We start from the raw sequence: 25,481 nt of genomic DNA, 5'->3' as shown, positions 1-25,481 counted from the left end.
CGGGCCAGACGCACATCTGTTTTATCTTTATGACTGCAGGGGTGTTAACGCCGGGCCAGCAGCACGCCGAGCACGATGCCAACGGCGGCACCGATCCCTACGCCCTGCCAAGGTTTGTCACGCACATAGCTATCGGCTTGATCAACCGCATCGCGCGCATGCTGTGTCAGACTGGTGGAGCCATTGAACCGCGCTCGCGCGTCGCGCAGCACGCCTTTCGCCTTGCTGTGCAGCTCTTTCAGTTCCTCTTTGGTCTTGTCACCGGACTCGCGCAACACTTCATCCAGCGTATCGGCCAACAGAGTGACGTCCTGATCGATATCGCGTTCTGTTCTTTCCGCTTTCTTAAACATTCAGCTCTCCATTTCGACACATGTCTCTTAAGTGTAGACCATGGCGCGATTTGCGTGGCCGATCACGGAAAAAAAACCGCCGTCACGCAGGTGTTTGCCGGCGCCTGGGCTTTGTACATTTGGTTACTCGGCGAAACCAATCACTCACGGAAGCGGCAGTTTGATTCCACTAGTATCTGTTTCAACGGCTCCACCGGAGCTTACCGAAACAACACTCTGAGGATGTAAAGATGAAAAAAGTATTAGCGCTGATCGTTGCTGCCACTATGGGTCTGTCTTCTGTTGCTTTCGCTGCTGATACTGCAGCTACTGCTCCGGCTACCACCACCGCGCCAGCTGCGACCACCACTACCGCTGCGCCAGCGGCTGCTGCTGAAAAAGCGCCGGCTAAAGCAACGCACCACAAGAAAGCCAAGCATCACAAAAAAGCGCCAGCCCAGAAAGCGCAGGCCGCTAAAAAGCACCACAAAAAAGCGCCGGCTCAGAAAGCCCAGGCAGCTAAAAAACACCACAAAAAAGCGCCAGTGCAGAAAGCTCAGGCCGCTAAAAAACACCACAAAAAAGCCGGTAAAAAAGCTTAATTAAGTGATGTTTGCGGAACCGAAAGGTTCCGCACTCTCCAGCCCGTACTCCAGACACCCGGTTATCCCGGGTGTCTTCTTTTGAGGCGACGAACGATGATCAATCGCTATCTGTTTGAAGTCATTTTCAGCGCGGTAACCCTGTGCGGAGCGATCGTCGGTTGGGAACTGTTTTTGGCCGGCAGCTTTCTGTAATTATTGCGCCGCGGCGGTTTCGTGCAAATGCCGCCAGCCGAGCGCGTTGGGCTGACGTTCAAAGACCACCGTGGAATAGCGCAGCGTGGCGCTTTGCCCCGGCAGGCTCTGTTTTTCCCGGTAGCTGACTACCGCGCCCGTCGGCCATTCGGCCACCAGCTTCATCTCTTCTATCTCGATTTCCAATCCCGGTTTGGCGGCGCGATGCGCGCGGAAAAAGGCGCACAGCGCGGTGAAATCCAGCGGAGCGCCGTTCAGCGCGATCATGCTGAAATCCGGCGTAAAGCGCGCCAGCAGCGCCTGCTCTTCTCCAGCCCCTTTGCCCAGCCAGCGTTCAATGGCGATGTGGGCGTCGATCACTTCGGTAAAATACGGGTTCATAAAGCATCCTGTTGAGCGTTGAGTTGGCGCACGATGGCGCGGTTGGCGAGGCGCAGGCACAGCAGCAGCGGGATAAATACGCTGGCGCCCGCCAGAATGAAGCAGGTTCGGTAGGCCGCTGCGGGCGGCAGCCCGGTCAGCAGCAGATTCAGCAGCAGGCTGAGCAGCGCCACGCCGAGGCAAAAACTGAGCTGGCGATTGATGTTCCACAGCGCGCTGGCGTCCGCCAGCTGAGCGTCGGGGATCTGCAGGAACGCGCTGCTCTGCGCGGTGCTGCTGCACAGGCTGCCGCCAAATCCCATCAGGGCGAAGGCGGCGATCTGCCACGCGTGTTGCCCGGCCTGGTCGATCTGCGCCAGCGTCAGCATGCCGGCGCCTTGCAACAGGCAGCCGGCGATCAGCAGCGGCCGTGGGCCGAGGCGGTTAAAGGTTTTGCCGGTCAGCGTGATGGCCAGGAACGACGCCAGCGCCCAGGGCAGCATCAGGCCGCCGACCTGGGCGGCGGGCATCCCCAGCTGGTTTTGCAGATACAGCATCGCCACCAGGCTGACGCCGATGAACAGGCCGGGAATGCACAAATAAACCCCCATGGCGTTGCGCAGCAGCGGATCGCCGACCAGCCGCAGGTTCAGCAACGGTTGCGGGGTGCGCAGGCTATGGCGCAGATAGTACGCCAGCACTAGCAGGCCGGCGGCCAGCAGCGCCGCACCGGAAACCTGATGGCCGGCCTCGCTCAGCCGGGTCAGGCCGAGCAGCAGCAGCGTCAGCGCCGCGCAGGCGCTCAGCAATCCTTTGCCGTCGAGCGGTTTGCGCGCCGTCGCCGACGTTTCCGCGTGCAGCCACAGCGCCGCCAGCGCCAGGGCCAGGGCCGCCAGCGGCAGGTTGGCGAAAAACACCCAGCGCCAGTCCAGCCGATCGACGAGCCAGCCGCCCAGCGCCGGTGACAGCGCCGGCGCCAGCAGCCCCACCAACATGATGGCCGCCGACAGCGCGGCGCGTTCATGGCTGCGATACAGCTGATAGGTCAGCGTTTGGCCGATGGGGATCAGCAAGCCGCCGCCCATGCCCTGCAGGGTGCGCCAGCCGATCAGCGCGCCGATGCTGTCGGCGTTGCCGGCGCCGAAGGTGGCCAGCATGAACAGCGCCAGCGACAGCAGGAACACCCGCCGCCCACCGATGCGCTGCGCCAGCCAGGCGCTGAGCGGGATCACCAGCGTCAGGCCGAGAATATAGCCGTTGCTGACCCACGCCAGTTGGCTGACCGACGCCCGCATCGCCTGGCCGATGGCGGGGTAGGCGACGTTGGCGATAAACATATTGATCAGATCGACGAAAAAGCCGAGCAGATAGACGATTGCCACTTTGCTGCGATAAGACATGGTGCCTCCGGTTGAAGGCGAGCAGTGTATCGGGGGGAAAAGTGCGGATAAATCGGCGGCGGGCGATTACACTGTCAAAATGATTTTGACAATAAGGGCGGCGAAATGCTGAATTTGCAGCGCCTGGCGATCTTCGCGGCGGTAGTGGAAGCGGGCAGCTTTACCGCGGCGGCGGCGGCGCTGGGGCAAACCAAGGCGGTGGTGAGCTTTAACGTCAAGCAGTTGGAGAACGAGCTGGGGGTGTCACTGTTGGCGCGCAGCACCCGGCGGCTGTCGCTGACCGACGCCGGCGAGCGCTTTTACCAGCGCAGCCTGCAGCTGCTGCAGGAGGCGGAAAACGTGCTGGACGACGTGCGCCGCGATCACCACGGGCTGAGCGGCGTGCTGCGCATCACCAGTACGCCGGAGTACGGCGCGCAGGTGGTGGTGCCGGCGCTGGCGGCGTTTTCGCGGCAGCATCCGCGGCTGCGCATCCAGCATGTCTCTTCTTCTTATCACGCCGATCTGATCTCGGAGCGCTTTGACGTGGCGATCCGCCTGGGCCAGCTGGCGGATTCCAGCCACCGCGCGGCGCTGATCGACAGTTTCGCCATTTTTCCGGTGGCGTCGCCGGGTTACCTGGCCGAGCGACCGATTCATTCGCTGACCGAGCTGGCGCAGGCGCAGTGGATCGCCCACAGCCGGCTCAGTTCGCCGCTCAGCTGGCAGGTGGCCACGCCGCAGCGCGAAGCGGTGCTGTTCAAGGTGGCGGACGCCGCGACGCTCACCGGCGACAGCGCCGCGGCATTGCTGGCATTCGCCCTGCATGGCGCCGGGGTGGCGCTGCTGCCGGCGTGGCTGGCGCAGCCCGAAATCGACGCCGGCCGGCTGCAGCGGTTGCTGCCGGATCACCGTTTCCCCGAGCAGAGCATCTACGCGCTCTACCCGAATACCCGCCACGTGCCGGAAAAGGTGCGGGCGTTTATCGATTTTCTACGCGCGCGGGTGGCGGCCAACCGTTAGCGAAATAATAATTCGTTATAACTCTCTCATTTATCATCAGATCCCATCGGGGTATGCTGGCAATCTCTGTCTACCCCGTCCGATGCGAGCCACCTTCGATGACCGCAGAAAATAACCTCCAGCTGAACCGACGCATTCTGTCCGTGGTGATGTTCACCTTCGTCTGCTACCTGACCATCGGCCTGCCGCTGGCGGTGCTGCCGGGATTTGTGCATGACCACCTGGGTTACAATTCGGTGCTGGCGGGCCTCATCATCAGCGCGCAGTACTTCGCCACGCTGTTCAGCCGCCCGCACGCCGGGCGCTATGCCGATCAGCTGGGGCCGAAAAAGGTGGTGCTGTTCGGCCTGGCGTGCTGCGGCGCCAGCGGCCTGTTTTATGCGCTGGCGTTCGGCGTTGACGGTTACCCGTGGCTCAGCCTGCTGTTGCTGTGCGTGGGGCGGGTGTTTCTCGGCGTCGGCGAAAGCTTCGCCAGCACCGGTTCCACGCTGTGGGGTATCGGCCGGGTCGGAGCGATGCACACCGCGCGGGTGATTTCCTGGAACGGCGTCGCCACCTACGGGGCGATGGCGGCCGGGGCGCCGCTCGGCGTGTACCTGAATCAGCAGTGGGGATTGGCCGGGGTGGCGGCGCTGATCGTGCTGGCGGTTGCGGTGGCGCTGCTGTTGGCGAGCGGCAAGCCGGACGTTTCGATCGCCGCCGGGCAGCGCATCGCCTTTCGCGCGGTGTTCGGCCGCATTTGGGCCTATGGCCTCGGGCTGGCGATGGGCACCGTCGGCTTCGGCGTGATCGCCACGTTCATCACCCTTTACTACGCCGACAAAGGTTGGAGCGGCGCGGCGTTTTCGCTGACGCTGTTCAGCTGCGCCTTCGTCGGCATCCGTCTGATCTTCAGCAACGTCATCAACCGCCACGGCGGTCTGAAGGTGACGCTGGCGTCGTTTCTGGTCGAGATCGTCGGGTTGCTGTTGATCTGGCAGGCCGGCGAACCCTGGATGGTGCAAACCGGCGCGTTGCTGGCCGGCGCCGGTTTCTCGCTGGTGTTCCCGGCGCTGGGCGTCGAGGCGGTGAAACAGGTGCCGCCGCAGAACCAGGGCACGGCGCTCGGCACCTATTCGGCATTCCTCGATCTGGCGCTGGGCATCACCGGGCCGCTGGCCGGGCTGCTGATTGGGCAAGCGGGCGTGCCGTCGATCTATCTGGCGGCGGCGCTGCTGGTGGCGCTCGGGGTGCTGCTCACCCTGCGTCTGCTGCAGCGCAGCCGAGCCATTCAGGAATAGTCTGAAACCCGGATTCCTCCCCAGAAAATCATTGTTTCGGTGAATGATTACGGTAAGGTCGCTCAGCGGTCCAGAATGAGAGGAGGAATCGATGTATTTACGGCCGGATGAAGTGGCTAAAGTGTTGGAGAATACCGGCTTTGAGCGTGATTATGTCACCGACCAGGCCTATGGCTACCGCAAGGGTACACACTACGTGTATGTGAATCGCGAAGCGCGGATGGGCAGAACCGCATTGGTGATCCACCCGGCTCTGAAAGAGAGAAGCGTGCATTTCGCCACGCCGACCTCTCCGGTGCGCACCAGCGAGCAGTATCTGGAGTTTCCCCTGGATTTAAGCAGCGACGCCCCGAACCAGCGTTACGGCATCGCACACGGCTTCAGCTCGCGCGAAGCGCTGTCGCGCTACCTCTACAGCATGTTCCTGTAATCGGTCCCCCGCCCGGGGGACGCGATCAGCCGTGGGCCAACGCTTCGCGGTTGAAACGCTCATTGTAGGCGCGGCGGAACTGCGCCAGTTCAAACGCATCGATATCCAGCTCGGCGAAGTAAAACAGCGCCGCTTCGGTGTGCTCGGCGTGCAGCTCCGGCGACAGCCCGGCGCGCAGCAGCACGTCGCGCCACAGGGCAATCTGCTCGTCGTCCGCCTGTTTGATGAACGTCAGGTAGATGAACAGCAGATAAGCCGCCTGGTGCATCTCTTCGGTGTAGCCGTTGTTCAGCATGCGGATAAAGGTCTGGCTTTGGCGGCCGCCCATCTCCTGGATCATCGATTCAATCAGCATCGGCTTGACCCTCAGCAGATGGGCCAGCGAATCGATGGCTTTGCGGGTGTCGGACGTCAGGATGCGGTAACCGATGATAAATACGACGATCAGGGCGGCGAGGATGATCCAGGTCATTTAGGCTTTATTACACTCTCAATACGCCAGAAGAGGGGCGGGAGGCGCTGTGCGACAGCGCCCGCTATCAATGCTGTTCGCCGCTGAAATTACCGACCGCGCTCTGTTGGCGCAGGTGGTGATTGAAGGTGGCCGCGTCTTTGGCCAGCGCATCCAGATGGGCGCCGAGCATTTTGATCTGCTTCACCAGCGCATGCTGCTCCGGCACCGAACTGGCGGTGCTCAGTTTGCGCGCCAGTTGTTCATTCTGCGCCCGCAGTGCGGCTTCGCGCTGTTTGGCTTCTTCCAGCAGTTGCTGCAGCGCCTGATAGCTCTGCTGCCATTCGCGGTGTTGCCGTTCGAAGCTGCTCTGCAACTCATTCATCGCATTTTGAAACTGGATTTCCAGCTCGCGCATTGTCATGGGCTCGATCCTTTGCGGCACTCAATGATGGCTTAGCAGTATAGCGAAAACTGTTCGCAAGCTCACCCGTTGACGACAAATGAGACAAATGCCGCTGACAATTCCCGGCTTGCAACCGTGGCAAGGCGTCTTACAATCGACCCCATTCCCGGCCGTAAAGGCTGCCGTTCAAGAGAGGTGGAATATGAGCGAGCAGGAAAAAGACTTTTTTGAACAGGCGATGGCGGACGTGGTGCCGCTGGCGAGCGGGCGGCAGACGCTGTACCTCAAGCCGCAGGAGACGGTAGACAAAAGCGCGCGGCGCGAAGCGCAGCGGCTGCGGCAGGAAAACTTCCTCAGCACCGATTTCCTCGAGGTGATCCCCTGTGAACAGCCGCTGGAGTTCAAAGGGGAAGGCATTCAGCAGGGCGTGCTGGACAAGCTGCGCAACGGGCGTTACCCGCCGCAGGCTTCGCTGAACCTGTTGCGCCAGCCGGTCGAAGCCAGCCGGCAGGCGCTGTTTCGCTTCATCTTGCAGGCGGAGGCGCAAAACCTGCGTTCGCTGCTGATCGTGCACGGCCGCGGGCGGCAGAACGAAAGCCATCCGAATATCGTGCGCAGTTACGTCGCCAAATGGCTGGCGCAGTTTGAACAGGTGCAGGCGTTTTGCCGCGCCTTACCGCGCGACGGCGGCGAGGGCGCCTGCTACGTCACGCTGCGAAAATCGGCGCAGGCCAGGGCGGAAAACTTTGAGCGCCACGCCAAGCGCAGCCGTTGAAAGGATAGCGGAAATAAAATGGCCGGCGAGAGTCGCCGGCCATCGATGAATTATTTATTAAATATTTTATAGTCCAGCGAATAACGGCCGGCGCCGGTCACCGCCAGCAACAGCAAGCCGCCAATGATGCTGATGTTTTTAAAGAAGTTGATTTCGTTGCCCATCATTTCCATGCCGGTCATTTTCCAGAACGGATGGCCGATAAACGCGGTGCCCAAAACATACAGGGCGAAAATGACCGCGATAGGGCGAGTAAACAGACCGAGAATAAGCGCGATGCCGAAAATAAACTCCACCAGCACGGCAACGATCGCCGCCAAATAAGGCATCGGTGTGCCATAGCCTTCCATCGCCGTGACGGTCGCACCGAAGTTGACCAATTTCATCCAGCCGAAAATGATAAACAGAATCATCAGTAATATGCGGGACAGCAGAATGACGCCGTCTTTTGAGCTATCACCCATTTCGAACTCCTTAGCCACTGTCGGAATTATGTTGTCTTACTGAATAAAGATTAGAACAATTTACGTTTTTTTCTAGCGGCGACGGGCGGTTGCGCCACTTTTTTCGGTGTGCGAGACGCGTGGTGAAGCCGGCGGCATTGCCTATACTTGAACCCGGAGCAAAAACAATAAAACAGGCAATGTGAGGCCAAGATGGACGAGGAATTGACCGCCGCCGGTTACCGCCGTTATTCCGGTGATAAGATTGACGTTTATTTTAACAGCGCGATATGCCGCCATTCTGCCAACTGCGTGCGTGGCAACGCGGCTATTTTTACCTTGAACCGCCGCCCGTGGATTATGCCGACAATGCCGAGCCGGCCGAAGTGAAACGCGTCATCGACACCTGCCCCAGCGGCGCACTGAAATATAGGGAGAAATAATATGGATCATAAAATACTGGCAGACGAGAAGCGTTTTTATATCAATGACGAACAAGGCAAGCTGATCGCCGAGATCTCTTTCGTGCCGAGCGGCGACAAGCTGACCATTATCGATCACACCTGGGTGGATGAGTCATTGAAGGGGCAGGGCGTCGGTAAAAAGCTGGTGGCGCTGGTGGTGGAGAAAATGCGCGCGGAGCAGCGTAAAATCATTCCGCTGTGCCCGTTCGCCAAACACGAGTTCGATACCACGCCGGCCTATCAGGACATTCGCGCCTGACGCGATAACGGGGCGCGGCGCGCCCCGGTTATTCAGCAGACGCCGAAATCGCCGTCTTCGTGGTACAGCGCCACGTCGCTGGCCTGCACCTCCGTGCGCTGCTCTTTACCCAGTTCATTCCAGCTGCAAACCAGGGTTTCGCCGTCGATCGCCACCACGGTCATCTTTGGGCCGCCGGTGGTGCGTTGAACAAAATCACCGATATTGAATGCCATGCGTTCCTCCACAACAGATTAAACCTTACCTATTGATAACACAGAATGGCGCCGCCGTTGGCAGATGTTTCGCTATGCATTATTTTATATAGCGATTATCACCAAGGAGAGCAGACTAACATGCCGGGATTATTGATGTTTTATGTGGGCGGTACGGCGCCGGGCGCCAATATTGAGCTGCACGACGTGCAGTTCGCGGCGGCGGATCGGCCGGAAGAGGCGTATCCGCTGCTGCGTGAAAAGTGGTTCGGCGATAAGCGCAAGGTGCATGTCGACGGCTATGCGCGCATCGACTGGGCGGACGGTTACGACGTGAGCCTGGAGCCTGCGCCGTTCGCCGGTGAAGAGAAGCTGTTTTTCGTCAACGTGGGCGGCTACCGCAGCGATGAGCTGGCGGAATTGCACCAGTTCGGCCTGTTTGTGGCGCGCTCTGCCGACGAGGCGAAGGACAAAGCCAAACGGGTGCTGCTGACGGACAGCGCGCAGCAGCACAAGGATGACCTGGCCGAGGTGGACGACTGCCTGCTGCTGCAGGCGCTGCAGGGCTACCACGTGCATCTGCGGGCCAACCCGCACGGCAAACCGGCCCGGCCGCTGTGGCAGGGGTATCTGCCGATCGGCGAACCCGCGTTATAGCGCCGCCAGCGCCTGCAGCTGTTGCCGCAACCAGCGGCAGGCCTCCGGCCGGCCGTTTTTGCGGTGCAGGTAGATTTTGATCTGATACGGCGGCACCGGAAACGGCAGGGGATGGATAGCCAGCGCCGCCGCCTGCCGCAATTTTTGCGCGGCGTAGCGCGGCATGCTCATCACCAGTTCGCTGTCGGCGACGATGAACGGCGCTCCCAGCAGCGAAGGCGTGCGGATGGCGATATCGCGCTGCAGCCCCAGCTTATCGAGCTGATAGTCAATGACGCCGCGCTGTTCGTTCCACGGCGTCACCACCAGATGGCGCGCCCGCAGGTAGTTTTCCAGCGTCAGTTCGCCGTATTTGACGCTGAAGGCGGGTGAACAAATCGCCACATACTCATCCTCCAGCCAGCTCACTTCGTCGATCTCCGGGTAGCTTTCGCCGTCGGTTTCGGTAAAGCCCAGCGCGAAGTCGATGCGCCCCGCCAGCAGATCGTTCAGCGCCACTTTGCGCTCGGAATAGCGCAGCTGGAACGACAGCCCCGGCGCCAGGCGCTGCATCTGCGCCATCAGCGCGGGAAATACCGCGAAGGCGGTGTAATCGGTAATGGCGAAGGTGAAGCTCTCCCGGCTTTCGGCGGGAACGAAGCGCGGGCGCGGATGCAGCCCTTTGGCCAGCAGCGCCAGACTTTCGCTGACGGTTGGGGCCAGGCTGTCGGCATACACCGTCGGGTGCATGTCGTTGCCGACCCGGTAAAACAGCTCGTCCGCCAGCGCCTTGCGCAGCCGGATCAGCGCGTGGCTCAGCGCCGACGCGCTGAGAGCCAGCTCCGCCGCGGCGCGCGTCACCGACCGCAGCCGATACACCGCTTCGAACACCAGCAGCAGATTGAGATCGAGGCGTTTCAAATCCAGATGCATGATATTCATTACCTGTTGATGAAAATGCAGTTCATACAGTATTTGAGGCGCGATATGCTGGCAAGCACAGCCATCAACACACTCAGGATTTGCCATGACCATTGAGATTTACCCGGCGCAAAAAAGCGACGCCAAACTGATTCTGGATATGATTATCGAGCTGGCGGTGTACGAAAAGGCGCGCGAGCAGGTGCTGGCCAGCGTGGAAGATATCGAACGCAGCCTGTTTGGGCCGGGCGCCTGTTCCGAAGCGCTGATTTGTACGGTAAACGGCGAGCCGGCGGGTTATGCGGTGTTCTTTATGAGTTACTCCACCTGGCTGGGTAAAAACGGCATCTATCTGGAAGACCTGTACGTGGCGCCGAAGCATCGCGGCGCGGGCGCCGGTAAAAAGCTGTTGCGGCACATCGCCCAGCTGGCGTGCGAACGGCAGTGCGGCCGCCTGGAGTGGAGCGTGCTGGACTGGAACCAACCGGCCATCGATTTCTACCTCAGCATCGGCGCGCAGCCGCAGGGCGAGTGGGTGCGCTATCGTATGGAAGGCGAGGCGCTGACGCACTTCGCGGCGCACGGGGCGGCGCTGCCGGCATAATAGCCGTTGGGGGGAGGCGGCCTCCCCAACTGTGGTGATGTGAACGGTTTACTGCGGATCAATCAGGCGGGTTTGCGGGCGGCGAGAATGAAGATCATCGGGCGCTCCTGCTCTTCGTCCAGCGCCGGATTAGCGGCAATTTGCTGCGCGCTGGGGCCCCATTCGTTCAAATGCTGGATGATAAAGCCTTGCTGCGCCAGCGGGTTGATATAGCCGCCGAGCGTGCGGTGCTGCTTGATGACACCTTCCGCCAGCCAGTTGGAAACGCGCTGGCCTTCTCGCTGGTAGCCGTTCACCGGCCAGGATTTCTGTCCGTTGCCGTCGGTCAGCCAGCCCTGCTGCGCCGGGGCGGTGTAGATCGGGTGCTCGGCGGTGAAGATGAACTGCCCGCCGGGTTTCAGCGCGGCGTAAACCGTGGCGAACAGCGCGGCCAGATCCTCGAGGTAGTGCAGCGTCAACGAGCTGTAGACCAGATCGTAACTTTCCGGCGGCAGCTGCAGCTGCGCCAAATCCTGCCGACGATACGCGATGCCCGCGTCGGCGGTCATCTCCCGCGCCTTGGCCAGCATTTTTTCCGAGACGTCCAGCCCCAGTACGCTGGCTGCACCCTGTTCGCGCGCGCTGCGGCAGAACCAGCCGTAGCCGCAGCCGAGATCAACCACGCTTTTGCCCTGCAAATCCGGCAGGATGCGGCGGATGGCGGGCCATTCCGGCGCGCCGTCCAGGCCGTGCTGCGAGCGGCTGAGCTGCGCATAGCCGTCGAAAAAGGCCTGATTGTCATAGATGTTTTGCGTCATGATGACTCCTTGGGATGAATGCCGCTGCCATACCCTGCATATTGCTGCATAATTCTACGCTGACAACATGAATAACGGGAATGATGATGGACATGATTTCGGTGCGGCAAGCGCCCGAGCTGGCGCCGCGCGCCATTGCGTATTTTCAGCGGCACTGGGCCACGGCAGAGACGCTGATGATGTATGAAGACGCCATCAACCGCAGCCTCGGCGCCGCCAACCCGCTGCCGCAGTGGTACCTGCTGATGGAAAATGACCAAATCCTCGGCTGCGCGGGGCTTATCACCAACGACTTTATCAGCCGTGGGGAGTTGTATCCCTGGCTGTGTGCGCTCTATGTAGAGGAAGCGCAGCGCGGCCGGGGCCACGGCGCCAAACTGATTGAGCATGTGGCGGCGGAAACCCGCCGACTGGGCTTCCCGCAGCTGCACCTGTGCACCGATCTGGAGGGGTATTACGAGCGCAGCGGCTTCGTTTACAACGGGCTCGGGTATCACCCCTGGGGCGAAGCCTCGCGGGTCTATTCGCGGGCGTTGTGATCGCCGCCGGGTGTGCGTAAGACAAACCTGACTTTTCTTTTCGTTCACCTCATCGCGCATCGCGGGTTACACTGGCCGCTTGTTCGCCACCGACCGGGTTAATTCGCCGCCGCGATGAGAGTGTCACGCCAGCTACAGCAACGCTTTACCGCCTGCATCGCCATTATGGCGGTGCTGTTGCTGTTTGTGGCGCCGGTGGTGTCGAAATCGCTGATGCACCACCAGATGATGGGCGGCATGGCGCAGACGGACGCCGCTATGCCGCACGACATGCACGCGATGGCGATGCCCGCCGCCGAGCATGCCGGCCACCACGGCATGGATCCTGCGGAAATGATTTTCTGCGGTTATTGCGAGCTGCTGATCCACGTGCCGCTGCTGCTGTGGACATTCGTCCCGCTGCTGTGGCTGATGGCGCGCATCGCGCGCCTGCCTAGCGCGCCGCGCATCGTTTCTCCGCCCATTCGGCGCCTTGTTCTGCGGCCGAGCCCGCGCGGGCCGCCCGGCCAACCGTTTTTCCCTATTGCTTGATCATGGGTAACGCCGTCCGTATCGCTGCGGACGGTTTGCCTGCGCGCACAGTTTGAAAAACGAGAAAGGCCATGTCTTCCATAACCAAAACTCCACCTGCCGCATCGCCGCGTGGCGCGATGCTGAACCTGATCAGACGGCTGCATTTTTATATCGGCCTGCTGGTCGCTCCTTTTATTCTGGTCGCTGCATTGACCGGCACGCTGTATGTGTTGACGCCGCAGCTTGAAGAGGCGCTGTATCGCGATGCGCTTTTCACCGAACCGCACGGGCAGGCGAGATCGCTGGCTGACCAGATCGCCGCCGCCCGCCGCGCGGTGGGTGACGAGGCGCGCATTTACGCCGTGCGCCCGGCACCCGGCGCAATGGACACCACGCGCGTACAGTTCGCGGGTGCCGATCTGGGTGCTTCCGAGTCGCGCGCGCTGTTTGTCGATCCTTATACCCTGGCGATCAAGGGCGATATGACGGTGTACGGCACCTCCGGCGTGCTGCCGCTGCGCACTTGGCTGGACAAGCTTCACAGCAGCCTGCTGCTCGGCGATCTGGGGCGTAACTACAGCGAGCTGGCGGCCTCCTGGCTGTGGGTGGCCGCGCTGGGCGGCGTGGCGCTGTGGTTGGCGACGCGGCCGAAGCGCAAGCTGAAAAGGGCGAAAGGGGGCTTTGCCGCCAGCCGCCATTGGCATATCACGCTGGGCGTGGCGTTGCTGGCCGGGCTGCTGTTCTTCTCGGCTACCGGGCTGACCTGGTCGCAGTGGGCCGGCGGCAACATCGACGCGCTGCGGGCCAACCTGGGCTGGCTGACGCCGCAGGTCAACACCAGCCTGCAGGCCGATGCACCGCAGACGCCGGCCGATCCGCACGCCGAGCACCACGGGATGATGCCGGGCATGAAGATGGGGCCTGCCGCGCAGAGCAATGCGCTGAACGGCGACTGGGATCGGGCGCTGCACGCTGCGCGCGCCGCTGGAATAGGCGCCGCCAAGGTCGAGCTGCGCCAGCCGAAAGGCGAGGGCAAAGCCTGGACGGTAACCGAAGTGGATCGCAGCTGGCCAACGCAGGTGGACGCGGTTGCCATCGCACCGCAAAGCTTCGCCGTCATCGATCAGGTGCGGTTCGACACCTTCCCGCTGATCGCCAAGCTGACCCGCTGGGGCATCGACGCCCACATGGGCATTCTGTTCGGCTTGCCGAATCAGCTGCTGCTGGCGGCGTTCGGCCTTGGGCTGTGCTTGATGATTGCGTTGGGTTACCGCATGTGGTGGATCCGCCGCCCGGCGGCAGGGGCGCAGCATCCGGTGCATACGCTGGTCGCCGCCTGGCTGGCGCTTTCCCTACCGGCGCGTGCCGTCACGCTGCTGGTGGCTTCCGTACTGGGGTATTGCCTGCCGGTGATGGGCGTGAGCCTCGCGGCGTTGCTGCTGGTGGACGTGTGGCGCTGGCGCGGCCAGCGGCAAGGCCTTCAGAACGAAACGCCGGAAGCGGCCGCCCGCCGCGCCGAGGTGCGCAAGTTCCGCGCGGCGGTGGCGACGGTGGCGCTGGCGGTCGGCTGCGTGATGGGCCGAGCGATCCTTGGCGGCACTGTCGAGCAGTTTCAGCTGCCGATCGGCGACTGGAGCGCCCAGATGGTGATCATGCAGAGCCTGATGGTGCTGCTGTATACGCTGGTGTTCACCCTGCTGCTTTCCATTCCGCTGTGGTATTTCTTCCTGGGGGAGAACGAGGGGCGGTGAGGTAGCGTCCGGCATGCCTGCGGGCATGCCGGATATTTGGGAATGGGGTTTAAGCGAGTATCATCGCCTGTACGGTGCAACTGAAGAATGTGTGAATTGGTAATCGCTCCCTGGTTTGGTTATTCTCTGAGCTGGACACATTTTGCTTAAGGAAAGTGAATGGACGCAAAGCAAGTTGCATATGGAATTTTGGATGGAATTTCGACTATTCCCAGCGGGATGTATCATGGCGTCGTTCGCACTTGGCAGGGGGCTGGATTGGCTGGTAGTAGCCTCAAGACTAGAAACCAAGAAGAAACAGAACGTTTCGCCCGTATGGTTAAGTCGATGGGTAACAGTGAAGAACCCTTACGACGCCTGATTACTATTGTGATCACTGATTTCTATCAGAAATTAGACGCTAGCGGTAAAGAATCCATCAATAATAAACTAGCCTATGGTGCCGGTCGTCTTGGTGGACGAACTGGGGGCCAATTTGCATTGGCGCAATTTGCGGCTCACATGATGCTAAGGAAAGCGACCTCTGCATTGGCGTATAAACAATTTGTACGCTTTGGCGCTTCGTTCACTCTCAACCTTGTAATGTTACAGGGACTTATCGAAGAGGCAGCCCAAGCATCCCGACGAATGCAAGTTAAGTTTCCTCAAACATACCGGAAGGTGTCGGCGTTAAATTTAGATATGGCATATTTCTTGGTTGAGGAGCAACTAGAGCCTTATCTCCAATTCATTAACAGTCACCCTATGCTTTGTAAAGGTATTCAGAATGAACTCTGCAAAATCCTCTCTAACCAGAAAACTCACTAAGTATATAGGGTTAGGTGCTTCGCATGCTTTGGAAGCGATAGTAACCGGCGTTTGCGCGATTGCTGCTTTCGTGTCGCTGTTCTTACTTGATGGGGCAGTGATGAAGGTTGCTGGCTTTGTTGGGTTCTTCGTTGCCGGCTATCTAATCACCCTGGCGATTGCATGGCTGCGTGGGGAGCGGTAACAAAGTGGCGACGTAATTTTCTTGTCGCCATTGCAAAGATTCCACTGTGCCAATCATTTCATCTACTGCATTCCCAAGGCTTTCGGGGGGGCTGTTTTTTACTGGATCTGAGCGGAGCCGCCAGGGAAACTGTGTCGTTAGTGGATTGGTGGTCCGATTAGGCAGGCAGCTCATCATACACTTAATCATCGATTCCATCCCTCATTGGTTCGAGCGGACACGAATCAGTCAGCACAACATTACATCAGACACAACATACATTAACCAGAGTGAACAACTCATTAGGAATAACAACAACCGCTTTAAACTCAGCAAGAAATATAGTAGACCAACAGACTCAAAAGTTAAAAGCTGCAAAAATACTCAACAGATTTAAAAAAACAATACAATAAAGAACTAATCAAAAATTATAATCAAAATGGCTTCAATATTTGGCGTGATAAATCTGATAGCGGTTCTATTGATAGGATGCTTGATCATGCAGAAACAGCAAACTAAGCCACAAATGAATTTAGACTCAAGAGCGGTAGTCGTTTCAATAGAAGGACAACTAAGATCGAAGGGATAAGAGAAAGGTTAAATATAAAAAACTATTTTACAGGCAGGAGGTAAATAAAAAACTGATTGAAAAATATATAAAGGAAAAGTCATATTTTTGGTTGATTATGAAAAGATATTTAAGTATAACTTAAAAGAAATCCTTGAAAAATAACAGGTGAAATTATATTTTGAAGAGGTAAGTAAAATAGAGGGTAACCGATTTAATACAAAATAAAAGAGGCGTCAAACCTCTTTTATAATGGTGTTTTTGTAGTGTGATTTTTGTTCTACTTCTTTAATTTATTTATTGTTTCCCTTCCGTATTTTTTTTCCATTGCAGCCACAAATGAAGGTTCAATGTAATGTGCGAAAGCTAACAAGCCCTTCAACTTGTCCACGGCTTTCTGATCTAATTTATCATAAGAAAAACGATGAATTGCTGACGATATTAATCTTTTTCTTTCTCGCCCAAGTGAGATGTTATCATTGTTCGAGATTGTTATACCCGTAATATGTCGATTATGAGCTTTCGAAGAAAGAATGGTTTTATCATTATTTAAAGATATAGAGTCTCTGAACAGATCGATTAAAACTTTCCTTATTAAATTGTCAAATCCAATAAGTGTATTCTTTATATTTGTCGAAAATGTCATATCATCAGCATATCTTGTGAATGTTATCTCTCTATTCAGACACTCTGTTTCAATAATTTTATCAAATGAGTGCATTATTACATTGGAGATAAACGGTGAGCTGGGTGCTCCAACACTTAATTTTAAACTTGATTTTCTATGCTCACGATAGAACAAACAGTTTGATATAATAGAGGCATTGTCTTTATCAAAATCAATATTGTTTCTTTTACATTCAGCAAAAAATATTTCAGGTGTTAACGAATTGAAAAAGTTGGATAAATCCAGTTTTAACAAATAACTATTTTTTGAGTGCATGAGCGCATTTTCTTTGATTCCTCGCCCAGATCTATAAGCATAAGCACAATCATGTACAGGCAGTATATCAGATAGTTCTTTAATAATAATCCGTTGAATGAATTTCAGCTCCTTTGAAGGGTGCGCAATTTTACGCTTTTCATTGGAGTTTCTTTTGTTGATTTCATAAGTCTTATATCTATAGGGAGCTGTGGCAATAAAAATATTAATGAGATCATCACTTAAAAAAAGTGTGCTTTGTAAAAGCTTGCGTAATGATTTTAGATTATTTGTCATTTTCTTCACCATACTTGGCTAATACACTAAGGCGTCGTTGTTCTTTATCCTTTAAATTAAAGGCGAGTTCTTGCTTTAAATTTATTTTATTTTTTGTTTTGTCGAATTGTTTTTTATCTGAATAAGAACCAAATTTTATGTAGTTATCATTAGCCAGCTTCTTTGGTGGGAAGAAATATGCATTTGAACTTCTTTTCTTTTTTTGTATTAGCTCTAATGTGAGTAGTAGGTAGATTAATTGAGAAAGACGTTTTTGCGGGATCTTAATTTGAAAAGACAAAAGAACTGATTCAATTTCAGAGATTTGAACAGGAAAGCAGATATTTATTATCTCAAGTATAAGCATACATAGATGGCCGTCATCATTTTTCCTGAATTTTTCAATCTTATTTTTACTGTTAACTCTTGAAAGAATATCTTCGCAAATTTCGCCCCACACTGATGTGTCAAACTTTCCCTTTTCGGCATCATATGGGTATGTGAGTACTGCTTCATTTACATAAGTGGATATTCTTTTTAGTGGCCCTAAAAAAATAAATGAGTCTTCGCTCTCAACATGATCTTCTGGTGCAATAACACAAATTTTATCATATAAGTTTTCGAAAGAAGAAAATATCCCTAACTCAACTAATGATCCGGGGCTTTCGAGAAATAGAAGAACTTGTGATGATATTTTTGCGATGTCGTGCTCGAAATGAAGCAAATCATCATACTGACCTGACTCAATATAGTCTTTGAAAGATTCAGCCATCCTTAGGCAATTATGAAACTCTTCATGTTCAGTAGCTGTATAAGCGTATAGCTGTCCGCGCATACTTGTAGGAATGGGTTGTCTTACATCTACAAGCCCACCACAAACAAATATTAAATTTAGGCTGTTATTAATGACAGTGAAATTTTCAACTTCAAGATTTTTAAATGTATCTTTTATAATTTGTTCGTACATCTAATTGTCCAAATAAAAAAAGAGACCTAAGTCTCTTTTTAACTCTTTACTAAAGGATGCGGCGGATGCAAATCGGCCGATCGTGTGAGTGAGCGAGCAGGATCGGCCGATTTGCATCTGACGCAACCCTAAATCTAAACAATAAGTTAGTGTCTGGCGAAACGCCCGACAAGGCTATTTAACTAAAGCCCATACGCTAAAGAGTTTTTCTTTTATAGCATGATGAGTGGCGATGTTCAAACTTTTTTGCCTAACAGAACGACTAAGTGACAGGCATCTCCTTCCTAACTAGCACCTTTGTCTGTAAAGACCTTAGTCTTAGCTGTTTAGGATGGGCTGCCACCACGGCGGTGGCCGGCAGCATAATGGAGAAGATCGGCAAAATCCGCAGCAACATAGCGGCAGCGCGTCAGGAAGTGATCGCCCCGGTGGTGTGGGTGGGGAGCCAGCAAATCAACGTGATGGCCTTGATGCTGGAAACGCTGGAGGAGGAGCTGGCGCAGCAGACTGCCGCACACACCCACAGCAACACCGGCGCACCGCAGAACGCGGGGGCAATCAGCGCCGCCGACACGAAGTCCAGCCAGCTGAAAGCCAAATACGCGCCAGTGATTGGGTAGGGCTAAATATTGATCGCCAGCACCGATCAATAATGAGTAATTGATCTACACAACCAATTATCATTTGAGCGCGTAACCGTGTCGAAATTGAACAAATAAGAAAGCCAGCACCAGGAAACACCAGCCCGCCACGCGCGGGCTGTTTTAATGTTTTGATCTGATCTGATATGAAGGTGATGGTGAGCTTACGTGAACGTCCGGCACGTGCTGAAAGCAGACCTATACTAATCCTGTAAGGTGACACTTAAGCGTGTCAGAACTGCGCAATAACCACCTTCACTTTTCCTTCCGCATCTTTAGATTCCAGATCGGTTTTCACACCCAAAGGATTATTTATGTAGCAATCTGGGTCATATACAAACAAAATCAGCGTATCGCAGTCCTGATGAGCGCGGTAGCGCGCCATATCAATAAGCAACTCCCCGCCAACTTTACCGGCTCCCAGCGACTCACGGGTTTTCTTCACCTCGATCACAATTTTCTCGTTTTTCAAAAGAAAGTCCTGTCTTGAGGCTGCGCCCGCAAAGCTGGGGGTATACTCTTCCGCCCTTATATCATTAAAGTGAAGCGTCAGCAGCGCATAAACCATATCCTGTACGTCATACTCATCATTAACTTCAAGCGGCGCACGACCGTTGTGCCGTCTCTTCAACTGGCGAACAAAGGCTGGAAACCTGTTAAGAATATTAAGTACAAGGCTCAGCGCTGAACTTTCTTGAAGCGTATTCGTACTGACCGTAGAGTGCGCAAGATCATCTCTCGCCGCATCAAACAACGGCTTATAACTTCTTATCAGGGTCTTGTAATTACTAAACCAACTGTCGCTTGCAGTATTAAAGTCATTGTAATAATCAGAGTCTTTTCCGTAGCTGTCCTCTATTAACTTTTTCACTCTGGAGATCCAGTTTTGATATTTACCGGAATCAACATAAGTTTCCATACTGTGATTGAGAACGCTCCGCTCAGTATACTTTGTGGAAATGAGCGCCTCATAATCTTTCTCAAGCGCCTTAAATCTTTCTTCCAGTTGTTGGTTTGTCATGGTGTCTTCCGGGCTGCATAGTCGAGTAACAAGGTTTAGCATATAGAAACTCTACCATACTTAACCTTCTTTTCTTCATACTGGAGTCAACAGTCATTCTATCCAGTGCCCCCAGTGATCCTACCCGCTGCGGCATTCCCCTGTCCGATCGAAGGAATGAGACAGGACAAAACCGCCCGGAAATGCGGCACTGTCCAGTGCCGTACGCGCCCAAATCCGATTTATTTACTTCATAGCTTTTCAGTAAGGAATGAATAAATATTTTATTTTCTGCTGTGATTAGTATCGGACGGTGCTATGTCTGCTCTTCGTTCAAAGCTGACGTCGAGATGTTACAGTTCGTGGCAACCCTTGACCAGTAAACACCAGACCGCCCCATCCGGATATTTTCATGCCAGCAATCTGGCTGCCTGTAAGCCATTTTGAGCCGCTTTCTAGCCCGGCTACATATCACTGTGAATAAATTCGATCACCGCAGCAGCGTGCCGCCAGCGCGGCAGAAATCCCACGAAATAAACACCTTGCCCACGAAAACGGCACTACACCGCACCCGCCTGCGCAATTTGGATCAGGAAATTTTTTCAGTTCTGATTTTCTACAAAACACCCCGCCGAGCCGCGCCACGCCTGGGGCTTTGCGAGCAATCCCAAACTGAAAAGATTGAAAAGAATTTCAGTGTTTTTCAGTTTTCGGATCACGCAGTGTTATGGGTGTGAATCACAATGCATTGAAAAATATGGGATAAATATAAATTACGTGGATCGCGGATCGTTTGGAGTGGATCGCGCGGAAAAGTCGCCAGCACGCGGCGAGCCAGGTGTGGCAAGGGTTTTGGGGGATGAATCTGTGTCGATGGAACTGAAATTTATGTAACCAAACCAAAACACCAGACGAGCAGGCAAACAAAGGCGACGTAGGCGAAAAAATGGGGGAAATAGTGAAACCCGATGATAGGGGTATCAAAAAATCTAGGTGCTAATGTTTTGATTTCAAACCAAATGCATTTCCAGTAACCACGTTTAAGTGGTGTTACTGACCCATTATTAATATTTGAAGCAACCGGGCCAAAGTGTACGCATAGTGCACTGTCGTTTGTGTCATTGCCAAAATAGTGAAACATGAACAAACGACTAAAAAACATGCGTTTATAAAATATATGGTTGTCAGGAGCTGCCTGTGGAATTTCTGAATGATCCCACCCCCACTTATGCACCCCGACAGCACCAGGCAAACCAAAGAGTTTAGGGGGAAATATTGAGCGGGCAAGTGTAGATGCATTGACGCTTTTGAGTAACAAATCATCAATTGCGGGTTTGTTAGCGGTACGGGAGAGCACGAAAAAACGCTGCCAACTGAAAGCCCAAAATGCGATCAGTATGATGGGAGCTATACGAAGAGAAGTAATTCTTAATCCCAGACTCCCGATCGGGATCGAGTCAGCGAAAGATGCCCAGCCCCCTAAAAAGAGAATGAGGCCAGCAGAGGATAGGATTAATCGTGTGCTGGCTGCTTTAATATCTTCCATACCCACCTGCATTTGGCTGTCGCCATTTTGCCGCCACTTGTAAGAAAAAGGGGCTACGCTTTCACGTAACCCCTTGTTTTATTTGGTGGAGCTGGCGGGAGTTGAACCCGCGTCCGAAATTACTACACCGTCGGCACTACATGCTTAGTCCAATCTTTACATTCGCCGGCCAGCTGCGGATGGACACGCTACTGACAGACTAGCCTGATTGAGTTTAACGCTTCAGCCCCAGGCAGGACATCCACGCGATCTCTTTTGGGTTTGACCTCTCTTGATCCCCGTCCTAAGAGCGGAGGCTAGGGAGAGAGGGCTCTAAGCAGGGTATTAAGCTGCTAAAGCGTAGTTTTCGTCGTTTGCGACTATTTTTTTGCGGCTTTTTACGAGGCCAACCGCCCCTCGGCATGCTCCTAGGGCTTCGCAAATCCCGTCGAATCCAGAATCAGCCCCAAGTAACTTTGTGCAGTATACCAGAAGTCTACTTCGATAAGCCAGCGGCTTAACGATTGGCGTGCTTCATGATACGGGCTTTCGCCGTCTGCCATTCGCGATCTTTGATGTCATCGCGTTTGTCGTGCTCTTTCTTGCCTTTGGCTACGCCGATCTTGATCTTGCTCCAGGCATTTTTCCAATACAGGGACAAGGCCACCACGGTGTAGCCATCGCGGTTGACGCGGCCGAGCAGGGTATCCAGCTCGCGTCGTTTCAGCAGCAGTTTACGGGTACGCGTCGGATCGCACACCACATGCGACGAAGCCACGTTGAGCGGGGTGATGGTGGCGCCAAACAGATAGGCTTCACCGTCACGGAACGTCACGTAGCTGTCGCTGAGGTTGGCTTTGCCTGCACGCAGCGATTTAACTTCCCACCCTTGCAGCGACAGGCCCGCCTCGAACTCTTCTTCAATGAAGTATTCGAAACGCGCGCGCTTGTTTTGAGCAATGGTGGCGGAACCGGGTTTGTGTGCTTTTTTCTTTGTCATAGTGCGTTCATTATACTGGATGCTTCAGCGAAAGAAATCCTTTCCCGTTCAGCACCTGCGCAATTTTTCGCATTTTTGGCGCCCTCATCCCTTAGCAGATTTTTTGTTTGCCGCCAGATAAATGGTATTATCTGTACGTTTTATGTCTCACAGGAAATGATATGCCCCAGATCAGTCGGTCTGCATTAGTGCCGTTCAGCGCCGAGCAGATGTATCAGTTGGTTAACGATGTTCACTCTTATCCCGATTTTCTGCCAGGTTGCACCGGCAGCCGGGTGCTTAACGCTACCTCCAACGAAATGACCGCCGCGGTGGACGTCGCCAAGGCCGGTATCAGCAAGACCTTCACCACGCGCAATACGCTGCTGGATAACCAGAGCATCAATATGCAGCTGGTCGATGGCCCGTTCCGCAAGCTGATGGGCGGTTGGCAGTTCACGCCGCTGAGCGAAGAGGCCTGCAAGGTGGAGCTGCACCTGGACTTCGAGTTCACCAACAAACTGATTGAGCTGGCGTTCGGCAAGGTGTTCAAAGAGCTGGCGGGCAACATGGTGCAGGCATTCACCCAGCGGGCGAAAGAGGTCTACAGTGTCTGACATCCAGGTCGAGGTGGTGTACGCCTTGCCGGAGCGCCAGTACCTGCGCAAGGTGAAGCTGGCCGAGGGCAGCAGCGTCGAGCAAGCGATCCAGGCTTCGGGCCTGCTGGAGCTGCGCCAGGATATCGATCTCAAGAGCAACAAAATCGGCATCTACAGCCGCCCGGCCAAGCTGGGCGATACGCTGAACGACGGCGACCGGGTGGAGATCTACCGGCCGCTGATAGCCGATCCGAAAGAGCTGCGCCGGCAACGGGCAGAAAAGGCAAAAAAATAAGGCGCTATAAGCGCCTTATTTTTTATCTGAAACTGATTTTCTCTTCCGCGTTGCAGCCTGCGACTGTCATGAGGAACAGCATGCCCCCTCATGGGCCGGAAGAGCGGCGCCGATTACTTGGTCAGCGCCGGTTTGTTCTGGATATCGGTCAACACGCCTGCGCTGTCGAAGGTCAGCGTCAGCGTCTGCTGGGTGATGTCTTCATGGCCAGGCTGCTGGCGGAACACATAGAACCACGTCTGAGTTCCGAACGGGTCTTGCAGCATTGGGGTGCCCAATGTGTAAGCGACCTGTTGCTGGGTCATCCCTTTCTGAATTTTCGCCACGTCGGTCGACGTCAGGTAGTTCCCCTGGTTGATGTCAGGACGATAAACCACCTTTTCAAAAGTAGAACAGCCTGCAGTCAGCATCACAAGAACTACAGCGGCGGCAGTCAGCGTTTTACAGCGCATAGTAATCACATTCCTTTAGGGCATAGGATGCCGATGATAATAGACCTTGCGGCAGTTGGAAACCTTTATACCCTTCATCTTTCAAGTTGCGACGCGTTGGCTTTCTTTCAGCACCTCAAGCGCTTGGCCTGTTTCAGGCCGTTGAGGAGGCTTAGGATCGCCGCCGCGCTGCACTTTAGATATCTTTCGGGTCTACAGCGTCACTGTCAGACCGCAGGAAAGTGAAAAAGTTGAGCTTTTTTATGCCGCCAGCAGTTCTTTGGCGTTCGCCAGCGTATTGCGGGTGACTTCGCTGCCGCCGAGCAGGCGCGCCAGCTCCTGCAGCCGGGCGCGTTTATCCAGCGGCGCCATCTGGGTTTCGGTGACCGTGCCGTCGGTCTGCTTGCTGACGAACAGGTGCTGATGCCCGCATCCCGCCACCTGCGGCAGGTGGGTCACGCACATCACCTGGGTGGATTCGCCGAGCTGGCGCAGCAGGCGGCCGACGATGGCGGCGGTCGGGCCGCTGATACCCACGTCCACCTCATCGAAGATCAGCGCCGGGGTTTCCATCTTGCGGGCGGTGATCACCTGAATCGCCAGCGCGATGCGTGACAGCTCACCGCCGGAGGCGACCTTCGCCAGTGGCTGCAGCGGCTGCCCCGGGTTGGTGGAGACGCAGAACTCGGTGCGGCTGGCCCCTTCGGCGCTCAGATGCTGCGGCTCGAAACGCACGTCGATGTTGAACTTGCCGTGCGGCATGGAGAGCGCCTGCATGCTGTCGGTGATGAGCGTGGTCAGCTCGGCGGCGTAATGCAGACGTTTCTGATGCAACTGTTCCGCCAGCGCCAGCGCCTGCTGGTGATGCAGGGTGACCGCCTCGTTCAGGTGCTCATGGTCGCTTTCCTGCTGCGACAGCAGCTGCTGTTCATCCAGCAACTGCTGATGCAGCTGCGGCAGCTCTTCCGGCGCAACCTGGTGTTTGCGCGCCAGGCTGATTTGGCGCGACAGGCGCTGTTCCAGCTCGTGCAGGCGGTTGGGATCGAGATCCATGCGATCGGCGTAGTGGCGCAGCTCGTCGCTGGCTTCGCTGATCTGGATAGAGGCCTCTTCCAGCATGTCCAGCAGGCCGCTGAGCTTGTCGTCCAGCCCGGCCAGCTCGAGCAGCAGGTGCTTGGCGCTGTAAAGCTGGCTGAGCATGTTGCTTTCGTCGCTGTCGGCCAGCAGCTGCAGCGCCTGCTGGCTGAGGGTCAGCAGCTGGCCGCTGTTGGCCAGGCGCTTGTACTCGGCGTCGGTCTGTTCGAACTCGCCGGCCTGCGGCGCGAATTCGTTCAGCTCTTTCAATTGGTATTGCAGCAGCTGCTTGCGCGCTTCGCGCTCGATGGACTGCTGCTGATGGTGCGCCAGCTCGCGGCAGCTTTGGTGCCAGCGTTGGTAGGCCTGGCTCATCGCCGCCAGCAGGGCGGGTTCGTCGGCGTAGGCGTCGAGCAGCGCTTTTTGGTGCTCCGGTTTGAGCAGCAGCTGATGGGCGTGTTGGCCATGGATTTGAATCAGGCGTTGCCCCAGCTCGCGCAGCTGCGACAGCGGCACGGCGGTGCCGTTGATAAAGCCGCGCGAACGGCCGTCGGCGTTGATCACCCGGCGCAGCAGGCATTCGTTGCTGTCGTCCAGCTGGTTCTGTTCCAGCCACTCGCGCGCGGACGGGGTGTCCGCCAGCGAGAAGCGGGCGCAGATGTCGGCGCGGGCGGCTCCCAGGCGCACCACGTTGCCGTCGGCGCGGTTGCCGAGGCACAGCCCCAGCGCATCGATGGCGATGGATTTGCCGGCGCCGGTTTCACCGGTGATCGCCGTCATACCCGGTTGAAAATCGATTTCCAACTCACGAACGATAGCAAAGTTGCTGATGGTTAATTGCGCCAGCATGGGAACCTTCCTGTGTATAAACACATAACTG

General features: G+C 55.7%; 33 protein-coding genes, 1 other RNA gene and 1 pseudogene. 18 read left to right on the top strand and 17 right to left on the bottom strand.

Annotation, left to right across the window (positions count from 1 at the left end):
• Positions 1-44: 44 nt before the first annotated feature.
• Positions 45-353, bottom strand: a complete 309-nt coding sequence (locus ACF8MC_RS12550) for a YqjD family protein (RefSeq protein WP_004928950.1) — start codon at positions 351-353, stop codon at positions 45-47.
• 230 nt (positions 354-583) lie between these two features.
• Between ACF8MC_RS12550 and asr the strand changes: the two genes are divergently transcribed.
• Positions 584-934 (top strand): acid resistance repetitive basic protein Asr, encoded by a 351-nt coding sequence (asr, locus tag ACF8MC_RS12545; protein WP_004928953.1) that lies wholly within the window; start codon positions 584-586, stop codon positions 932-934.
• Between the two features lie 195 nt (positions 935-1,129).
• Here asr and ACF8MC_RS12540 read toward each other — a convergent pair whose 3' ends face one another.
• Entirely contained in the window at positions 1,130-1,510 is a 381-nt protein-coding gene (locus ACF8MC_RS12540) for a DUF4440 domain-containing protein (RefSeq protein ID WP_164105134.1), read from the bottom strand.
• A complete protein-coding gene (locus ACF8MC_RS12535; RefSeq protein WP_033649786.1) occupies positions 1,507-2,889 on the bottom strand; it encodes an MFS transporter in 1,383 nt (460 codons plus the stop codon). Before ACF8MC_RS12535 ends, ACF8MC_RS12540 begins: the two co-directional genes overlap by 4 nt.
• A gap of 105 nt (positions 2,890-2,994) precedes the next feature.
• Here ACF8MC_RS12535 and ACF8MC_RS12530 point away from each other — a divergent pair, with 105 nt between their 5' ends.
• The 3 genes from ACF8MC_RS12530 (at position 2,995) to ACF8MC_RS12520 (ending at position 5,601) form a co-directional block, all read left to right on the top strand.
• Complete coding sequence (locus ACF8MC_RS12530) at positions 2,995-3,891, top strand: LysR family transcriptional regulator (protein WP_033649787.1); 897 nt, start codon at positions 2,995-2,997, stop codon at positions 3,889-3,891.
• A 98-nt stretch (positions 3,892-3,989) separates the two neighbouring features.
• Positions 3,990-5,171, top strand: a complete 1,182-nt coding sequence (locus tag ACF8MC_RS12525) for an MFS transporter (RefSeq protein WP_033635673.1) — start codon at positions 3,990-3,992, stop codon at positions 5,169-5,171.
• Positions 5,172-5,262: 91 nt separating this feature from the next.
• Positions 5,263-5,601, top strand: coding sequence for a DUF2002 family protein (locus ACF8MC_RS12520; protein ID WP_016929830.1), 339 nt, complete (start codon positions 5,263-5,265; stop codon positions 5,599-5,601).
• 25 nt (positions 5,602-5,626) lie between these two features.
• Here ACF8MC_RS12520 and ACF8MC_RS12515 read toward each other — a convergent pair whose 3' ends face one another.
• Both ACF8MC_RS12515 and ACF8MC_RS12510 read right to left on the bottom strand, forming a co-directional pair.
• The gene (locus ACF8MC_RS12515) at positions 5,627-6,073 is read right to left on the bottom strand and encodes a DUF1198 family protein (RefSeq protein ID WP_025303978.1); all 447 of its coding nucleotides are present in this window, start codon (positions 6,071-6,073) and stop codon (positions 5,627-5,629) included.
• Positions 6,074-6,140: 67 nt separating this feature from the next.
• Complete coding sequence (locus ACF8MC_RS12510) at positions 6,141-6,476, bottom strand: MbeD/MobD family mobilization/exclusion protein (protein WP_004928976.1); 336 nt, start codon at positions 6,474-6,476, stop codon at positions 6,141-6,143.
• Positions 6,477-6,660: 184 nt separating this feature from the next.
• On the opposite strand from ACF8MC_RS12510, the gene smrA reads away from it, so the two are divergent.
• Positions 6,661-7,233, top strand: coding sequence for a DNA endonuclease SmrA (gene smrA / locus ACF8MC_RS12505; RefSeq protein WP_103773057.1), 573 nt, complete (start codon positions 6,661-6,663; stop codon positions 7,231-7,233).
• Positions 7,234-7,283: 50 nt separating this feature from the next.
• Here the strand turns inward: smrA and ACF8MC_RS12500 are convergent, their stop codons facing one another.
• The gene (locus ACF8MC_RS12500; RefSeq protein WP_033635670.1) at positions 7,284-7,697 is read right to left on the bottom strand and encodes a DoxX family protein; all 414 of its coding nucleotides are present in this window, start codon (positions 7,695-7,697) and stop codon (positions 7,284-7,286) included.
• Positions 7,698-7,889: 192 nt separating this feature from the next.
• On the opposite strand from ACF8MC_RS12500, the pseudogene ACF8MC_RS12495 reads away from it, so the two are divergent.
• Positions 7,890-8,119: pseudogene (locus ACF8MC_RS12495) on the top strand ((4Fe-4S)-binding protein).
• 1 nt (position 8,120) lies between these two features.
• Positions 8,121-8,399, top strand: a complete 279-nt coding sequence (locus tag ACF8MC_RS12490; protein WP_025303974.1) for a GNAT family N-acetyltransferase — start codon at positions 8,121-8,123, stop codon at positions 8,397-8,399.
• Positions 8,400-8,431: 32 nt separating this feature from the next.
• Here the strand turns inward: ACF8MC_RS12490 and ACF8MC_RS12485 are convergent, their stop codons facing one another.
• Positions 8,432-8,614 (bottom strand): YodC family protein, encoded by a 183-nt coding sequence (locus tag ACF8MC_RS12485; protein ID WP_025303973.1) that lies wholly within the window; start codon positions 8,612-8,614, stop codon positions 8,432-8,434.
• A 120-nt stretch (positions 8,615-8,734) separates the two neighbouring features.
• Here ACF8MC_RS12485 and ACF8MC_RS12480 point away from each other — a divergent pair, with 120 nt between their 5' ends.
• Positions 8,735-9,250, top strand: coding sequence for a DUF1543 domain-containing protein (locus ACF8MC_RS12480; RefSeq protein ID WP_033649790.1), 516 nt, complete (start codon positions 8,735-8,737; stop codon positions 9,248-9,250).
• On the opposite strand, the gene ACF8MC_RS12475 is transcribed toward ACF8MC_RS12480, so the two are convergent.
• A complete protein-coding gene (locus tag ACF8MC_RS12475) occupies positions 9,245-10,171 on the bottom strand; it encodes a LysR substrate-binding domain-containing protein (RefSeq protein ID WP_033635666.1) in 927 nt (308 codons plus the stop codon). The genes ACF8MC_RS12480 and ACF8MC_RS12475 overlap by 6 nt on opposite strands.
• Positions 10,172-10,256: 85 nt before the next feature.
• On the opposite strand from ACF8MC_RS12475, the gene ACF8MC_RS12470 reads away from it, so the two are divergent.
• Positions 10,257-10,754 (top strand): GNAT family N-acetyltransferase, encoded by a 498-nt coding sequence (locus ACF8MC_RS12470; RefSeq protein ID WP_033649791.1) that lies wholly within the window; start codon positions 10,257-10,259, stop codon positions 10,752-10,754.
• Positions 10,755-10,816: 62 nt separating this feature from the next.
• Here ACF8MC_RS12470 and ACF8MC_RS12465 read toward each other — a convergent pair whose 3' ends face one another.
• Positions 10,817-11,551, bottom strand: a complete 735-nt coding sequence (locus ACF8MC_RS12465) for a bifunctional 2-polyprenyl-6-hydroxyphenol methylase/3-demethylubiquinol 3-O-methyltransferase UbiG (RefSeq protein WP_033649792.1) — start codon at positions 11,549-11,551, stop codon at positions 10,817-10,819.
• Positions 11,552-11,637: 86 nt separating this feature from the next.
• Here ACF8MC_RS12465 and ACF8MC_RS12460 point away from each other — a divergent pair, with 86 nt between their 5' ends.
• The 5 genes from ACF8MC_RS12460 (at position 11,638) to ACF8MC_RS12440 (ending at position 15,345) form a co-directional block, all read left to right on the top strand.
• Positions 11,638-12,090 (top strand): GNAT family N-acetyltransferase, encoded by a 453-nt coding sequence (locus tag ACF8MC_RS12460; protein ID WP_033649793.1) that lies wholly within the window; start codon positions 11,638-11,640, stop codon positions 12,088-12,090.
• 114 nt (positions 12,091-12,204) lie between these two features.
• Entirely contained in the window at positions 12,205-12,621 is a 417-nt protein-coding gene (locus tag ACF8MC_RS12455) for a DUF2946 domain-containing protein (RefSeq protein ID WP_239506352.1), read from the top strand.
• 71 nt (positions 12,622-12,692) lie between these two features.
• Positions 12,693-14,354 carry a DUF2534 family protein gene (locus ACF8MC_RS12450; protein ID WP_204350886.1) on the top strand — a complete coding sequence of 554 codons (1,662 nt, stop codon included), beginning with the start codon at positions 12,693-12,695 and terminating at the stop codon, positions 14,352-14,354.
• A 159-nt stretch (positions 14,355-14,513) separates the two neighbouring features.
• Positions 14,514-15,161: a hypothetical protein gene (locus tag ACF8MC_RS12445; protein WP_064581110.1), complete on the top strand. Its 648-nt coding sequence runs from the start codon at positions 14,514-14,516 to the stop codon at positions 15,159-15,161.
• Complete coding sequence (locus tag ACF8MC_RS12440) at positions 15,121-15,345, top strand: hypothetical protein (protein WP_164105136.1); 225 nt, start codon at positions 15,121-15,123, stop codon at positions 15,343-15,345. Before ACF8MC_RS12445 ends, ACF8MC_RS12440 begins: the two co-directional genes overlap by 41 nt.
• Positions 15,346-16,172: 827 nt before the next feature.
• Here the strand turns inward: ACF8MC_RS12440 and ACF8MC_RS12435 are convergent.
• Entirely contained in the window at positions 16,173-17,111 is a 939-nt protein-coding gene (locus ACF8MC_RS12435) for a retron St85 family RNA-directed DNA polymerase (protein ID WP_164105137.1), read from the bottom strand.
• A complete protein-coding gene (locus ACF8MC_RS12430; RefSeq protein WP_164105138.1) occupies positions 17,101-18,057 on the bottom strand; it encodes a retron St85 family effector protein in 957 nt (318 codons plus the stop codon). Before ACF8MC_RS12430 ends, ACF8MC_RS12435 begins: the two co-directional genes overlap by 11 nt.
• A gap of 365 nt (positions 18,058-18,422) precedes the next feature.
• Here ACF8MC_RS12430 and ACF8MC_RS12425 point away from each other — a divergent pair, with 365 nt between their 5' ends.
• Positions 18,423-18,677, top strand: coding sequence for a hypothetical protein (locus ACF8MC_RS12425; protein ID WP_306464036.1), 255 nt, complete (start codon positions 18,423-18,425; stop codon positions 18,675-18,677).
• A 253-nt stretch (positions 18,678-18,930) separates the two neighbouring features.
• On the opposite strand, the gene ACF8MC_RS12420 is transcribed toward ACF8MC_RS12425, so the two are convergent.
• Positions 18,931-19,719, bottom strand: a complete 789-nt coding sequence (locus tag ACF8MC_RS12420) for a malate dehydrogenase (protein ID WP_164105139.1) — start codon at positions 19,717-19,719, stop codon at positions 18,931-18,933.
• 455 nt (positions 19,720-20,174) lie between these two features.
• Here ACF8MC_RS12420 and ACF8MC_RS12415 point away from each other — a divergent pair, with 455 nt between their 5' ends.
• Positions 20,175-20,435, top strand: coding sequence for a hypothetical protein (locus ACF8MC_RS12415; protein ID WP_239506353.1), 261 nt, complete (start codon positions 20,175-20,177; stop codon positions 20,433-20,435).
• A gap of 149 nt (positions 20,436-20,584) precedes the next feature.
• Here the strand turns inward: ACF8MC_RS12415 and ACF8MC_RS12410 are convergent, their stop codons facing one another.
• The 3 genes from ACF8MC_RS12410 to smpB form a co-directional block, all read right to left on the bottom strand.
• Complete coding sequence (locus ACF8MC_RS12410) at positions 20,585-21,244, bottom strand: hypothetical protein (protein ID WP_164105140.1); 660 nt, start codon at positions 21,242-21,244, stop codon at positions 20,585-20,587.
• An 83-nt stretch (positions 21,245-21,327) separates the two neighbouring features.
• Positions 21,328-21,691: a transfer-messenger RNA gene (gene ssrA, locus ACF8MC_RS12405) on the bottom strand.
• Between the two features lie 49 nt (positions 21,692-21,740).
• Entirely contained in the window at positions 21,741-22,223 is a 483-nt protein-coding gene (gene smpB / locus ACF8MC_RS12400; RefSeq protein WP_033654311.1) for an SsrA-binding protein SmpB, read from the bottom strand.
• Positions 22,224-22,384: 161 nt separating this feature from the next.
• Here smpB and ACF8MC_RS12395 point away from each other — a divergent pair, with 161 nt between their 5' ends.
• Together ACF8MC_RS12395 and ACF8MC_RS12390 are read left to right on the top strand one after the other, a co-directional pair.
• Positions 22,385-22,819 carry a type II toxin-antitoxin system RatA family toxin gene (locus ACF8MC_RS12395; protein WP_033648948.1) on the top strand — a complete coding sequence of 145 codons (435 nt, stop codon included), beginning with the start codon at positions 22,385-22,387 and terminating at the stop codon, positions 22,817-22,819.
• The gene (locus ACF8MC_RS12390) at positions 22,812-23,096 is read left to right on the top strand and encodes an RnfH family protein (RefSeq protein ID WP_004929098.1); all 285 of its coding nucleotides are present in this window, start codon (positions 22,812-22,814) and stop codon (positions 23,094-23,096) included. Before ACF8MC_RS12395 ends, ACF8MC_RS12390 begins: the two co-directional genes overlap by 8 nt.
• A 113-nt stretch (positions 23,097-23,209) precedes the next feature.
• Here the strand turns inward: ACF8MC_RS12390 and bamE are convergent, their stop codons facing one another.
• The gene (gene bamE / locus ACF8MC_RS12385) at positions 23,210-23,548 is read right to left on the bottom strand and encodes an outer membrane protein assembly factor BamE (RefSeq protein WP_004929101.1); all 339 of its coding nucleotides are present in this window, start codon (positions 23,546-23,548) and stop codon (positions 23,210-23,212) included.
• 240 nt (positions 23,549-23,788) lie between these two features.
• Positions 23,789-25,450 (bottom strand): DNA repair protein RecN, encoded by a 1,662-nt coding sequence (gene recN / locus ACF8MC_RS12380; protein WP_161727085.1) that lies wholly within the window; start codon positions 25,448-25,450, stop codon positions 23,789-23,791.
• Between the last annotated feature and the right edge of the window lie 31 nt (positions 25,451-25,481).

Source organism: Serratia sp. LACPHL-BACT-2024-00286 (genome assembly GCF_043109535.1).
Taxonomy (GTDB): domain Bacteria; phylum Pseudomonadota; class Gammaproteobacteria; order Enterobacterales; family Enterobacteriaceae; genus Serratia; species Serratia sarumanii.
The sequence above is the reverse complement of the archived record's forward strand: the minus strand, read 5'-3'. Positions and strand labels throughout refer to the sequence as shown.